The 12,291-nt window shown below is 63.9% G+C and carries 13 protein-coding genes and 1 tRNA gene; 8 read left to right on the top strand and 6 right to left on the bottom strand.

What is annotated here, in order from left to right:
- Window positions 1–179: 179 nt before the first annotated feature.
- Complete coding sequence (gene mutL, locus H3Z74_RS08480) at window positions 180–1,970, bottom strand: DNA mismatch repair endonuclease MutL (RefSeq protein ID WP_187763456.1); 1,791 nt, start codon at window positions 1,968–1,970, stop codon at window positions 180–182.
- Window positions 1,971–2,134: 164 nt separating this feature from the next.
- On the opposite strand from mutL, the gene H3Z74_RS08475 reads away from it, so the two are divergent.
- The 6 genes from H3Z74_RS08475 to H3Z74_RS08450 all read left to right on the top strand — a co-directional run bounded on the left by H3Z74_RS08475 (window position 2,135) and on the right by H3Z74_RS08450 (window position 8,044).
- Window positions 2,135–3,181, top strand: a complete 1,047-nt coding sequence (locus H3Z74_RS08475) for a rod shape-determining protein (protein ID WP_034158371.1) — start codon at window positions 2,135–2,137, stop codon at window positions 3,179–3,181.
- A gap of 76 nt (window positions 3,182–3,257) precedes the next feature.
- On the top strand, window positions 3,258–4,145 hold the full coding sequence (mreC, locus tag H3Z74_RS08470) for a rod shape-determining protein MreC (RefSeq protein WP_187763455.1): 888 nt from the start codon (window positions 3,258–3,260) through the stop codon (window positions 4,143–4,145).
- Window positions 4,142–4,654: a rod shape-determining protein MreD gene (gene mreD, locus H3Z74_RS08465; protein ID WP_187763454.1), complete on the top strand. Its 513-nt coding sequence runs from the start codon at window positions 4,142–4,144 to the stop codon at window positions 4,652–4,654. Before mreC ends, mreD begins: the two co-directional genes overlap by 4 nt.
- Window positions 4,632–6,749 (top strand): penicillin-binding protein 2, encoded by a 2,118-nt coding sequence (gene mrdA / locus H3Z74_RS08460; RefSeq protein ID WP_229726979.1) that lies wholly within the window; start codon window positions 4,632–4,634, stop codon window positions 6,747–6,749. The genes mreD and mrdA overlap by 23 nt, the downstream gene beginning before the upstream one ends.
- Window positions 6,746–7,861, top strand: a complete 1,116-nt coding sequence (gene rodA, locus H3Z74_RS08455; RefSeq protein WP_187763453.1) for a rod shape-determining protein RodA — start codon at window positions 6,746–6,748, stop codon at window positions 7,859–7,861. Before mrdA ends, rodA begins: the two co-directional genes overlap by 4 nt.
- Window positions 7,862–7,968: 107 nt before the next feature.
- Window positions 7,969–8,044, top strand: a tRNA-Lys gene (locus H3Z74_RS08450).
- A gap of 5 nt (window positions 8,045–8,049) precedes the next feature.
- Here H3Z74_RS08450 and H3Z74_RS08445 read toward each other — a convergent pair.
- The 5 genes from H3Z74_RS08445 to H3Z74_RS08425 form a co-directional block, all read right to left on the bottom strand.
- Window positions 8,050–8,265 (bottom strand): SDR family NAD(P)-dependent oxidoreductase, encoded by a 216-nt coding sequence (locus H3Z74_RS08445; protein WP_187763452.1) that lies wholly within the window; start codon window positions 8,263–8,265, stop codon window positions 8,050–8,052.
- 69 nt (window positions 8,266–8,334) lie between these two features.
- Window positions 8,335–8,796, bottom strand: coding sequence for a VOC family protein (locus H3Z74_RS08440; protein ID WP_187763451.1), 462 nt, complete (start codon window positions 8,794–8,796; stop codon window positions 8,335–8,337).
- Between the two features lie 52 nt (window positions 8,797–8,848).
- Window positions 8,849–9,379 carry a nuclear transport factor 2 family protein gene (locus H3Z74_RS08435; RefSeq protein ID WP_187763450.1) on the bottom strand — a complete coding sequence of 177 codons (531 nt, stop codon included), beginning with the start codon at window positions 9,377–9,379 and terminating at the stop codon, window positions 8,849–8,851.
- Between the two features lie 59 nt (window positions 9,380–9,438).
- The gene (locus tag H3Z74_RS08430; protein ID WP_187763449.1) at window positions 9,439–10,245 is read right to left on the bottom strand and encodes an SDR family oxidoreductase; all 807 of its coding nucleotides are present in this window, start codon (window positions 10,243–10,245) and stop codon (window positions 9,439–9,441) included.
- Window positions 10,246–10,291: 46 nt separating this feature from the next.
- Entirely contained in the window at window positions 10,292–10,696 is a 405-nt protein-coding gene (locus H3Z74_RS08425; RefSeq protein WP_187763448.1) for a GlcG/HbpS family heme-binding protein, read from the bottom strand.
- A gap of 108 nt (window positions 10,697–10,804) precedes the next feature.
- Here H3Z74_RS08425 and H3Z74_RS08420 point away from each other — a divergent pair, with 108 nt between their 5' ends.
- Both H3Z74_RS08420 and H3Z74_RS08415 read left to right on the top strand, forming a co-directional pair.
- Window positions 10,805–11,692 (top strand): LysR substrate-binding domain-containing protein, encoded by an 888-nt coding sequence (locus H3Z74_RS08420; RefSeq protein ID WP_187763447.1) that lies wholly within the window; start codon window positions 10,805–10,807, stop codon window positions 11,690–11,692.
- A 171-nt stretch (window positions 11,693–11,863) separates the two neighbouring features.
- A complete protein-coding gene (locus tag H3Z74_RS08415) occupies window positions 11,864–12,247 on the top strand; it encodes a hypothetical protein (RefSeq protein WP_187763446.1) in 384 nt (127 codons plus the stop codon).
- Window positions 12,248–12,291 lie beyond the last annotated feature (44 nt).

Below are 12,291 nucleotides of genomic sequence, written 5' to 3'. Positions count from 1 at the left end.
AACCATTGAAACAAATCGATATTTTTGATCGAATGCATCAACTTAACAGCCAGCGAATTGTATTTTCCGAATTAACAGCCAGGAACAGCCAACAGACCGCGCTGATACTGGTTGCGAAACGCCGTCCGATCTCGCCTTTCGCGGGGTGTCATCCTGCGAAATCAAGGGTGCGGATCGATCTATTTCCGCCCGAACAGCTTCTCGATATCGCCATGCGCCAGCTTTACCCAGGTCGGTCGCCCATGGTTGCATTGCCCCGAATGCGGCGTGACCTCCATTTCGCGGAGCAGCGCATTCATCTCGGTCACCGACAGGATGCGTCCGGCGCGAACCGAGCCGTGGCAAGCCATGGTCGCGGCGACATGGTCGAGCCGTTCCTTCAGGCTCAGCGCTTCGTCGAACGCGGCGAGTTCATCGGCCAGGTCAGTGACCAGACCGATCACATCGCCCTGCCCCAGCATCGCCGGCACGGCGCGGATCAGCATCGCGCGCGGGCCGAAGCGCTCGAGGTCGAGGCCGAACTCGCTCAGTTCCTCCGCGCGCGCCTCAAGCCGGTCGCAGGCGGGTTCGTCGAGTTCGATCACCTCAGGAAGCAGCAGCGCCTGGCTCGCGACACCGCCAGTCGCCATGGCTTTGCGCATCCGTTCCAGCACCAGGCGCTCATGCGCGGCATGCTGGTCGACCAACACCAGGCCATCTTCGGCTTCGGCAACGATATAGGTCTTCGCCACCTGGCCACGCGCAACGCCGAGCGGATAGCTGGTCGTTTCCGGCGGCGGCGCATAAGCCGGTTCGGCTCGCGCCATGGGCGGCGGGATGAAGCTCGGCCTGCGATCCTGGACGGCGTAGCGTGTCTGGGGCGCTGATGAAGGCGGCGCGTCCCATTGTTCCACATCCTGCCGGTCCCAGAGCTGCGGCGCAGGCGGCGACATTGGCTCACTTTGCCATGCCGCCATCGCATCGCTGCTCGGGCGCTGCGCGCTACGGTGGCCGGCCTCGTCGAGTGCGCGGCGCAGACCGCTGACGATCATGCCGCGCACCATCGCGGGTTCGCGGAAACGGACTTCGGTCTTGGCCGGATGGACGTTCACATCGACCGCGTCGCTCGGCACGTCGAGGAACAAGGCGACCACGGCATGACGGTCGCGCGCGAGCAGTTCGGCATAGGCACCGCGCACCGCACCGACCAGCAGCCGGTCCTTCACCGGGCGGCCATTGACGAAGAGATATTGATGATCGGCAATGCCGCGATTGAAGGTCGGCAGGCCGGCGATTCCGCCAAGCTTCAGGCCCTCGCGTTCCAGTTCGATGACAATGCCGTTTTCGACCAGCCCGCGATCGGTCAGCGCGGCGACGCGGTCGGGCAGGCTCTCCCCGCCTGACACCGACAGGACGCGTCGGCCGTCATGCTCGACCGAAAAGCCGATATCGGGGTTTGCCATGGCGAGGCGCTTCACCACGTCGAGACAGGCGGCATATTCCGACCGGGCCGAACGCAGGAACTTGCGGCGTGCCGGCACGCGTTCGAACAATCCGTCGACACGCACCCGCGTGCCGGGTGGGATTCCGACCGGCCCTTCGGAGTCGAGCAGGCCATTATCGACCACGCGCGACCAGCCTTCCGCGCCGCGCACCCGGCTCTCGAGCGTCATGCGCGCGACGCTGGCGATCGAGGGCAACGCTTCACCGCGAAAACCGAGCGTCGTGACCGCTTCGATCGCTTCGTCGGGGAGCTTGGAAGTCGCATGACGCTCGAGCGCCAGCGCCATATCGGGCGGTGTCATGCCGCAACCGTCATCGATCACCTCGATTCCGTCCACACCGCCGGCGCGCAGGCGGATATCGATGCGAGTCGCCCCCGCATCGACTGCGTTTTCGACCAGTTCCTTCAACGCACTGGCGGGCCGTTCGACCACTTCACCGGCAGCGATACGATTGACGAGATGTTCGGGGAGGCGCCGTATTGACATGGGTGATGCTGTAGCCCAAGCGACGGCATCCCGCGACCCGCATCTACAGGCATCCAGAGCGTGGAATTTCCGCACTGGATCTTTCGGATATAATCGTTTCGCGGAGGATCGGTGCGAACTGCCAGTTCCCGTAAACGCGGGGGCGGCCTGAAACGGAATAATCAATGAGCTTCTTCTCGAAACTTTTCAGGTTTTCATCGCACGACATGGCGATCGATCTCGGGACCGCGAATACCGTCGTGTATCTGCGCGGCCGGGGCATCGTGCTGAACGAACCGTCGGTGGTCGCGGTCGAGACATTGAACGGCGTCAAGCGAGTCAAGGCGGTTGGCGACGACGCCAAGCTGATGATGGGCAAGACCCCCGACAGCATCCAGGCGATCCGCCCCTTACGCGATGGCGTGATCGCCGACATCGATGTCGCCGAGCAGATGATCAAGCATTTCATCCATAAGGTTCATGGCGGGCAGCGGCGCTTCTTCCGCTGGCCGCAGATCGTGATCTGCGTGCCGTCGGGGTCGACCTCGGTCGAGCGCCGCGCGATCCGGGACGCCGCATCGAATGCCGGCGCATCGCAGGTCTGGCTGATCGAAGAGCCGATGGCGGCCGCGATCGGCGCCGACATGCCGGTGACCGAGCCGATCGGTTCGATGGTGGTCGATATCGGCGGCGGCACGACCGAAGTCGCGGTGCTGTCGCTGCGCGGCCTCGCCTACACCACCTCGGTCCGGGTCGGCGGCGACAAGATGGACGAAGCGATCGTTTCCTATGTCCGTCGCAACCATAACCTGCTGATCGGCGATTCGACTGCCGAGCGCATCAAGCAGGAAGTCGGCGTCGCCAAGCCGCCACCCGACGGCATCGGCCTGACCATCCACGTCAAGGGCCGCGATCTGGTCAATGGCGTGCCGAAGGAAATCCAGATCAACCAGGGCCAGATCGCCGAAGCCCTGTCCGAACCGGTCGGCCAGATCGTCGAGGGCGTGCGCATCGCACTCGAGAATACCGCACCGGAACTGGCGGCCGATATTGTCGATCAGGGTATCGTACTCACCGGCGGCGGTGCGTTGCTCAAGGGTATCGACGAAGTGTTGCGTGACGAGACCGGCCTGCCGGTAACGATCGCCGACGATCCGCTGATCTGCGTCGCGCTCGGCACGGGTCGCGCGCTCGAAGACCCGGTGTTCCGCGGTGTGCTGCACAGCGCCTGATCGGGTGCGAGCGTACGCCGTGATGCTTTTTTGTCCTCGTGCCTTTGAACCGGCACGGGGCTTTTAAGGGGGTAAGATGGCGCCGTCTCGCAACCGGCGCCCGGGTTTTTCGCGGCGGGCGCAATATGGTTTGTTCCTGGGTTATGTGATCGCGGTCGCCGGAGCGATTGTCGCGGTGGTCCTGCTTGTCTTCGCGACATTGAACCCGCCTGCCTTCGCTCCCCTGCGGGCGGCCGTAGCAGAAGTGACGACTCCGATTTCTTCGGGGTTCGCGGGGCTCGGGCGCGGTATCGCGTCGATCCCAACGGGAATCGGCAATCATTTCACGGTCATGCAGAAAAATGCCGCGCTGCGTAAAGAGCTGGAGGCCAACCGCGCCCTGCTGCTGCGCGCGCGAACCTTGTCCTATGACAACCACCGGCTGAAGACATTGCTTCATTTGCGCGAGCGCGTCGCCGATCCGGTGGTCGCGGCACGGCTGGTTAGTTCTTCCGGATCGAGCACGCGTCGGTACGCGGTGCTCAATGCCGGCTCGTGGCAGGGCGTGCGTATCGGACAGCCGGTCCGCGGCCCGGAAGGGCTGGTCGGCCGAATCCTGGAAACCGGACCCAACACGGCGCGCGTGCTGCTCATCACCGATCCCGAGAGCATCGTGCCGGTACGGCGCACGCGTGACGGGCTGCCGGCACTGGCCGCGGGGCGCGGCGATGGCATGATCGACGTCCGGTCGGTCAGCGTGTCGAATGTCGCGTTCGAGCCCGGTGACGTGTTCGTGACATCGGGCACCGGCGGCATCTATTCGCCCAATGTCCCGGTCGCACGCATCGTGCGCCGGTCGCGCGACACCGCGCTCGCACGGAGCTTCGCGCAGCCCGACACGCTCGATTTCGCGCTGGTGCAGCAAGGTTTCATGCCGATCCAGCAGCCCACGCCCCCCGCCACCACGACCGCCCCCGCGCCATGAGAGCACCGGCCCGCAACCCGTTCGACCCGACACCCGCGCCGATGCTGCAGCGGATCATCCCCGCCGCGTCGGTGATGATCGCCTCGCTGATCACCCTCTGGCCCTATGTCGCAAGCTTCCCGCTACTGCCGCCGCTCGGTCTGCTCGTGCTGCTCGGCTGGCGGCTGATGCGGCCCGACGCGTTCGCGATCTGGGCGGCATTGCCGCTCGGCCTTTTCGACGACCTCGTGTCGGGTCAGCCTTTGGGCAGCGCCATGCTGCTATGGATGATCTGCTTCTTCGTCATCGACACGATCGATCAGCGCTTGGTGTTCCGCGATTTCTGGCAGAATTGGCTGATCGCTGCCGGCGCGACCGGCTTTTGCCTGATTGCGGGGCGGCTGATTGCCGCGCCGATCGGCGCGCATGTCGATACCGTCCTCTTGATGCAAGCCATCATCTCGATCATGTTGTTCCCGCTGGTCGCACGGTTCTGCGCGTGGCTGGATGGCAAACGCGAAGGCGCATGAAAAGGCGCGCACCCTGACCATGCGGAACGTTACCGAAGCGTCCCAAACCTATAGTTTCAGCCGCCGGGCGATGATGCTCGGCGTGGGGCAAGGTCTTGTCGCCGTGACTTTGGCCGGGCGCATGACCTGGCTGGCCGTCGCCGAGAATGAACGCTACCGCATGCTGGCCGAGAGCAACCGCGTCAACATGACGCTGGTGCCGCCCCGGCGCGGCTGGATCGTCGATCGTCACGGCGCCCCGCTGGCCAACAACCGCACCGATTTCCGCGTCGACATCATCCCCGACCGGCTCGAGGACAAGGATCGCGTGCTCGCGCTGCTGCGCGACATCCTGGCCTTGCCGCCCGAAGAGATGGATCGCATCGCCACCGACCTGAAACATGCGGCGGGATTCCAGCCGGTGCAGGTCGCGGAGAATCTCAACTGGGAGCAATTTGCCGCCGTCAGCGTGCGCCTGCCCGAACTGATCGGCGTCGCGCCGACGCGCGGTTTCGCGCGCAGCTATCCGGCCGGTCCGGCGGTCGCGCACTTGACCGGCTATGTCGGCGCGGCGTCCGCCGAGCAATATCAGAAGACCAAAGACCCGTTGATGGTCACACCTGGTTTCAAACTGGGCAAGGATGGGCTTGAGAAGACGCTGGAAAAATCACTGCGTGGCGAACCTGGCGCGAAGCGGGTCGAGGTCACGGCACGCGGCAAAGTGGTCCGCGAGCTAGAAACGCGCAGTGACACGCCGGGTCAGACCGCGCGACTGACAATCGATGCGGGCCTGCAGGAATATGCCGCCAGACGGCTGGGCACAAACAGCGGATCCGCGGTGGTGATCGATTGTGACAGCGGCGACATCCTGGCGATGGTGTCGATGCCCGCTTATGATCCGAACAGTTTTTCCGACGGAATCAGCCATCTCGAATGGAAGATGCTGTCGGACGACGATCACGTCCCGCTGATGAACAAGACGCTGCAGGGGCTGTATCCGCCGGGGTCGACGGTCAAGCCGATGAACGCGCTGGCGCTCCTGATGGCCGGGGTCGACCCGCATGCACGGGTCAGCTGCTCCGGCGCGATGCGGGTCGGCAATGGCGTATTCCATTGCCACAAGCGCCGCGGGCATGGGCCGCTCGACATGAAGAATGCGGTCATGCAGAGCTGCGACATCTATTTCTACGAAATGATCCGCCGGGTCGGCTATGATGCGATCGCACCAGTGGCGCGGATGTGCGGACTGGGCGAGAAATATCATCTCCCGTTCGACACGCAGCGCTACGGCACCGTCCCCGACAGCGCGTGGAAGTTGAAGAAATACAAGGACGCCTGGACCGTCGCGGATTCGCTCAACGCGTCGATCGGCCAGGGCTATGTGCTCGCCAACCCGCTGCAGCTGGCTGTGATGGCGGCGCGGATCGGCTCCGGCCGACACCTCCAGCCGCGCCTGCTGATGAACGGGCGCGCGCCGCTCGCTGCCCCGCTTGCTGCAAGCGCCGAGCATCTTGCGATCGTGCGTGACGCGATGTTCGGCGTGGTCAATCAGGGCGGCACGGCAGGATCGGCGCGATTGCAGGTCCCGGGCATCACACTGGCGGCCAAGACCGGCACTGCACAGGTTCGTCGTATCACCATGGCCGAGCGCGGCAGTGGGGTGCTCAACAACCGGCAGCTCCCATTCAAGCTGCGCGATCACGCGCTGTTCGTGTGCTTCGCGCCGGCCGACAAACCCAAATATGCCGCCGGCATCGTGCTTGAGCATAACGGCCATTTGATCCGCAATCTCGACACACCGCTGATCGCGCGCGACATCATGACCTATATGTTCGATCGTGATCGCGCATTGGCGGCGCTTGCCGAAGGTGAGCCGACTTGGGGCGGCGACATCGCGACACGCGGCGCGGCACAGGCCGCCGCGTTCCGCGCTGCCGCCAATGCCCCGGCGCCCGGTGTCGGCGCGGCGACCGAGACCAATGCCACCCAGCCGACCGCCGCGCCGGCCGTGGAAGCCGCGACCGCGGCGCAGAATGCGACCGCCGAGGCGCTGGGTGCCGCGACTGCATCGGGCAACGGCATCGCCCAGGTCGGATCGACGGAGTCACAGGAATGAACCCGGGCCTCAACTTCGTCCCCGCCCCGCTCGCGCAGCTACCTTGGCGGATTATCTTGCTGGTGATCCTGATCGGCTGTTTCGGACTTGTCGTACTCTATTCCGCGGCCGGCGGCTCGCTTCGGCCCTGGGCGCTCAACCAGGGGATCCGGTTCTTCATCCTGCTCGCCGGCGCGATCGCATTGTCGCGGGTGCGGGAATCGGTGTGGAGCAATATCGCGCTTCCGGTCTATGCCGGGCTGGTCGTCGCGCTCGTGCTCGTCGAATTGCTCGGCGCAGTGCGCGGCGGCAGCCAGCGCTGGCTTGATCTCGGCATTATCCGATTACAGCCGTCCGAGTTCATGAAGCCGTTTATCGTGCTCGCCTGCGCCAAGTTCTACGACATGCTGCCGCCCAACGAGACGCGGCGTTTCGGTGCGATCTGGCCAGCGGCACTGCTGATCGGCGTGCCGGGCGCGCTGGTCATGCTGCAGCCCGATCTGGGCACCGCGCTGATGATCTGCATGGGCGGCGTGGTGGTGATGTTCCTGGCAGGCGTGCCGCTGAGGCTGTTCATCGGCGGCGCGCTGGCATTGGGCGCGGCGATCCCGCTCGCGGTCAATTTCGTGCTGCACGGTTATCAGCGCAACCGCATCCTGGTGTTTCTCAACCCCGAAAGTGATCCACTCGGTACGGGCTATCATATCAGCCAGTCGAAGATCGCGATCGGCTCGGGCGGCATTTTCGGCAAAGGCTTCCTCAACGGGACGCAGAGTCATCTGGATTACCTGCCAGAGGGCCATACCGATTTCGCGCTGGCGACGATGATGGAAGAATGGGGCCTGATCGGCGGAATATTGCTGATCATCGCCTTTTTCGCCGTGATCTTCTGGGGCGTGAATGTCGCGCTGCAGGCCCAGACCAAGTTCGGCCGGCTTACTGCGGCGGGCCTAGCGACGACGATCTTCCTCTATGTGGCGATCAACATGTCGATGGTGATGGGCATCGCGCCGGTGGTCGGTATCCCCCTGCCCTTTATCAGTTTCGGCAGTTCGGCGCAGCTGACCGTGCTGACCTGCCTCGGTATCCTGATGTCGATCGACCGGCAAAATCGGCAAACTTCGCGCTGGTAGGCAAAAAAGGCGAATTTCGGGTTTGCATTTCGCGGCGGCAATGGTAACGCGCGCCCTCCCCGACAGCGGTGGCGCTTCCAACGCGCCGATGACGCCGCACCGGATATGGACGCATAGCTCAGTTGGTAGAGCAGCTGACTCTTAATCAGCGGGTCCTTGGTTCGAGCCCAAGTGCGTCCACCATATTTTCAATGACTTAGCGCCCATTGTGAGCAGCGGTCAGCCGCCAAGGCCGGAACCGCATGCGCAGTAATGCCGTCCTCGGTGAGTTCGGCGGTCAGCGCTGCGAGCCGTCCGGCGCTCCGGCCTGTGAGAACGATTTGCCAGCCTTCACGGCCGAACCTGCGGGCAACCGCCTGACCGACGCCAGGGCCGGCGCCGATGATCATGATGGAGTTGGACATGGTGCACTCCTTGTGTGGGGCTGCTAGCCGTCCCTCTCTCGAAGTACGGCCGGTCAGATTGTGGGAAGGTCAGGCGAGCACCTCGGCGAGTTCGATCAGATTGCCGAAGGGGTCGCAAAAGAAGGCGAGCTTGCGGCTGATCGCCGGGAGCACGAACGGCTCGGTGACGATGGTGACGCCGCGGGCGCGCAGCTTCTCGACTGTCTCCTCTACGCTGGTCACGTTGAGGCAGAAATGATGGTAGCCAGCGTACTTCAGGCTGTCGCCGAGGTCGGTGTAGGGCCGCACGTCAGTTGGCTGCGGCTCACCCCCGCCGAGGATCTCGACATAGAAATGGTCGTCGGCCGCGGGCGCGACATAAGCGAGTTGCTCGTCGGCATAATCCCAGGTCGCGACCACGCGGAAATCGAGCACATCGACGTAGAAGCGAAGAGCCGTCTCGAGATCGGGCGTGCGCACCGCAACGTGGTGGCCGCGCATGTCGGCGAAGGGCGAAGCGCTGTTGGGCGCGGGCGGAATGAAGTCGGCCATGATAGAGTCCTTTCAGGCTAAAATTGCTTTTGAGATCGAGGTGGGTTGCCGATCACCCGGCAGGCGTGACGCGCGCCCAGAGGTCGTTGAAGGCGATCGCGTCGAAGAAGGCGGCGGCGCGGATCACGCGGCCGTTCTTCATCTGGAAGAACCAGGCGTAGGTGTTGACGTAAGGCTTGCCGTCGCGCGCGGTGCCGGCGGCGTCGAAGTGGATCACGACGCGATCGGCGTCCGCAGTGATGCTCTTGACCGTCGGCTTGATGCCGATCGACATCCGCGCATTGAACGGACGGATCACGTCGCTAAGAAAGTCCTCCTTGGTCGGGTAGGTCTTCGAAGCGACCGAATTGCCCTCGATCGTCCAGCTGGCCTCGTCGGCGAGCAGTTCGAACGGGTTGCCCGTGCCGGCCTTCCATGCGTCGAACTTCCCCTCGACCGCTGCCTTGTTCTGACTTGTCACGGTGGGCGAGATGCTCTGCGCTTCAGCGTGGGGCGCGAGGGCGAGGATGCCGATGCTCGCGGCGGCGAAGCCAAGGGCGGCACGCGCGGCAAAGGGCGCCCAGAAAAGGGTGGTGCTGGTCATCGTGTTTCTCCGGTAGTGAAGTGGAGCGACGGCGGGTCACCGTCGCTCCGGGGGTGGGATCAGATTTCGGCGGTCCAGGCGGCGGCCTGCGCGTCTTTCAGCATGTCCTCGACGAATTGCGGGCAGACGTTGCGGACCTTGCCGGTGTCGGCGGGCACGATCGCGATCATCCGGTCGATCATTTCCTTGGGATCGAGATGGCCCTGCGGGCTGGCGAGCAGCGCATCGAACGTCGCACGAAGTTCGCCACGTTTGGTGAAGTTCTTCGCGTCGTCGAGCCAGCGGAACGCGGTGTCCGCCATCGTCTCGTTATAGCCGGTCAGATAGGCGCCCGGGTTGATGGTCTGCACCTTGATGCCGAACGGCGCCACTTCCTGGGCGATCGCCTCGGCGACCGATTCCAGCGCGTGCTTGGTCGAGACATAGGTGCCCCAGCCGGCCGGCGTGAACAGCCCGCCCATCGACGAGGTGAACACGATCTTCTTGCCTGACTTTCTTTCGGGGACCCATTTCGCAATGAACGCCTGCGTCAGCTCGAGCGGCTTGAAGACGTTGATCTCGTAATTCTTGCGGACCAGATCGAGCGGGATTTCGCTGACCGGGCCGCTCTCGCCATAGCCGGCGTTGTTCCAGAGGATGTCGGCGTCGAGCGTCTGGATGAACGCCATGTCATAGGGGTCGAGCAGGTCGAGCTTTTCCACCCGGACATTGTCGAGTCCGAGATTGGCGACCTTGGTGCGCAATGCCGCGACTTGGGGTGAAATCTGCGCGGTTGCGATGATGTTGTGGCCTGCCTGGGCCATGCCGATCGCGGCGGCTTCGGCGAAGCCCGAACCGGCGCCGGTGATGAGGATGGTCTTGGTCATGGGAATATCCTTCGTCTGCTGGGTAGTGGTGTTGGTAGAGGAAGAGTCAGGCGGTGAGCGCGTCGACCGCGGCCTGGGCGATTTCGAGATCCTGGGCAGGCGCGCCGCCCGAGACACCGACTGCGCCGACGATCTCGCCGTCGGTCGCGATGACCGGCAGGCCGCCCGGAAAGGGCATCAGACCGCCATTGCTTGCCTCGAGATTGTGGGCGGGAGCGCCGGGCTGGCAGTAGTCCCAGACTGCCTCGCTGCTGATCTGGAACAGCGCCGAGGTGCGAGCCTTGCCGATCGAGACGTCGATGCTGCCGAGCACCGCATTGTCCATGCGGGCGAAGGCCTTGAGGTGGGCGGCAGCGTCGAGCACCGCGATATTGGCGGCGACGCCGAGGGTGTGGGCGCGGGCAGCGCCGGCGGCGAGCATCGCATCTGCCTGTGCAATCGTGAGGGTCATCGTCTTGCTCCTGGTTGCCGGTGCCCGGCTGACAGGAGCTATTTGCGCTGGTTTCATTCGCGCGATTAGACGATAAGTTTTCTCATCAGTGCTGAGCGAGAATCAGTAATGCGGACGACCGACCTCTCCGAGCTTGCCGCCTTCGATGCCGTCGCGCGGCATCGTAGCTTCCGTCGGGCGAGCGAGGAGCGCGGGGTGACAGCGTCGGCGATCAGCCATGCGGTTTCCAATCTCGAGGCCCGGGTCGGCATCCGCCTGCTCAATCGCACGACGCGTAGCGTCTCGCTGACCGATGCGGGGGCGATGCTGCTCGCGCGGCTATCGCCCGCCTTCGGCGACATCGGTTCGGCGCTCGATGCGCTCAACCAGTTTCGCGACACACCGTTCGGCAAGGTGCGGATCAATGCGCCGAATTCGATCGCGCCGTTCGTTTTGGGGCCTGTGATCGGACCACTGATCGCGGCCAACCCCAATCTCGAACTCGAGATCGTCGCGACGGATCGGCTAGTAGACATTGTCGAGGAAGGCTTTGACGCCGGCATCCGGCTTGGCGAAAGTCTGCGCGACGGCATGACGGCGGTAAAGATCAGTCCGCGATTGCGCTTCGCCGTAGTCGGGTCACCGGGCTATTTCTCCAGCCGCCCGATACCGAGAATACCCGCCGACCTCACATCGCATATCTGCATCCGCAACATGTATCCGAGCGGCGTCGGCTATCCTTGGTCGTTCGCGCGCAATGGCGAGGAAATCGATATCGACGTGAATGGGCCGTTGGCGCTTCACGATCACGAGCTGATGATCGAGTCAGCGCTGGCTGGTGTTGCGCTTGCCTATGTCTGGGAAGACCGCGCACGACCTTATGTTGAGAGCGGCCGATTGGTCGCATGTCTCAACGATTGGATCGTGCCGGAAGACTGGCTCTACCTCTACTATCCGACCCGAAAATATCTTTCGGCAGGCCTGCGCGCAGTTATTGAGGCTCTACGAGCCGGATAATCCCAGACGCCACGATGGAGGAAGTAGCCCATAATTTATGGCGGCTTTCGGCGTCAGTGCTCGTTCAAGTGAACGACCGAAAGTGGGGCGCGAAGCAGTCATCGCGCCTGCCGTGATTGGGCACTCCCGCGCTGACAGGTAACAGTCTCCTGCCAGCGCTCCGGATCGGCTTTGGCCATCATTCCTGACCAGCATGCCACATGTCCGACGAAACGAGCGATGCGCTTTCGCCAACTTCTGCCAGTCTTCGACGAACCGGTCGGCACGCCGTTCTGGGTTCGCGCGCATCTCCGCCTCGAGCGCCATAGCGCGGATGGCGTTGCTGGTCCGGCCCTGAGACGCCTCGCCGATCAGTCCCCTATCACGCGCAAATGCGGAACGCAGATCGCGGGCCGCCTCCGGTTGCACGGCGTCGAGGGCTTCACGCGCCTTGTCATAGGCGATGCGCTGATGCGGCAGCTCAGTGTAGCCGTCATTGCGCATCCGCATAATGTCGACGGTCGCGCGCGCGAATCTCTGCACAGCGTCACCCCGCTCACCATAACCAATCCCTGATAGGCGAGGACGATTGACGCATCGAGCAGGGCCAACGACACCAA

Origin of the sequence: Sphingomonas alpina (genome assembly GCF_014490665.1) — a bacterium.
Lineage (GTDB): Bacteria > Pseudomonadota > Alphaproteobacteria > Sphingomonadales > Sphingomonadaceae > Sphingomonas > Sphingomonas alpina.
The sequence above is the reverse complement of the archived record's forward strand: the minus strand, read 5'-3'. Positions and strand labels throughout refer to the sequence as shown.

Coding starts and splice junctions, on each gene's coding strand:
- H3Z74_RS08430 (WP_187763449.1), bottom strand. CDS start 10,245: ATGACCAAGACCATCCTCATCACCGGCGCCGGTTCGGGCTTCGCCGAA.
- H3Z74_RS08435 (WP_187763450.1), bottom strand. CDS start 9,379: ATGACCAGCACCACCCTTTTCTGGGCGCCCTTTGCCGCGCGTGCCGCC.
- H3Z74_RS08445 (WP_187763452.1), bottom strand. CDS start 8,265: ATGTCCAACTCCATCATGATCATCGGCGCCGGCCCTGGCGTCGGTCAG.
- rodA (WP_187763453.1), top strand. CDS start 6,746: ATGAACCCGGGCCTCAACTTCGTCCCCGCCCCGCTCGCGCAGCTACCT.
- mreC (WP_187763455.1), top strand. CDS start 3,258: ATGGCGCCGTCTCGCAACCGGCGCCCGGGTTTTTCGCGGCGGGCGCAA.
- H3Z74_RS08420 (WP_187763447.1), top strand. CDS start 10,805: ATGCGGACGACCGACCTCTCCGAGCTTGCCGCCTTCGATGCCGTCGCG.
- H3Z74_RS08440 (WP_187763451.1), bottom strand. CDS start 8,796: ATGGCCGACTTCATTCCGCCCGCGCCCAACAGCGCTTCGCCCTTCGCC.
- mreD (WP_187763454.1), top strand. CDS start 4,142: ATGAGAGCACCGGCCCGCAACCCGTTCGACCCGACACCCGCGCCGATG.
- H3Z74_RS08425 (WP_187763448.1), bottom strand. CDS start 10,696: ATGACCCTCACGATTGCACAGGCAGATGCGATGCTCGCCGCCGGCGCT.
- mrdA (WP_229726979.1), top strand. CDS start 4,632: ATGGCAAACGCGAAGGCGCATGAAAAGGCGCGCACCCTGACCATGCGG.
- H3Z74_RS08475 (WP_034158371.1), top strand. CDS start 2,135: ATGAGCTTCTTCTCGAAACTTTTCAGGTTTTCATCGCACGACATGGCG.
- mutL (WP_187763456.1), bottom strand. CDS start 1,970: ATGTCAATACGGCGCCTCCCCGAACATCTCGTCAATCGTATCGCTGCC.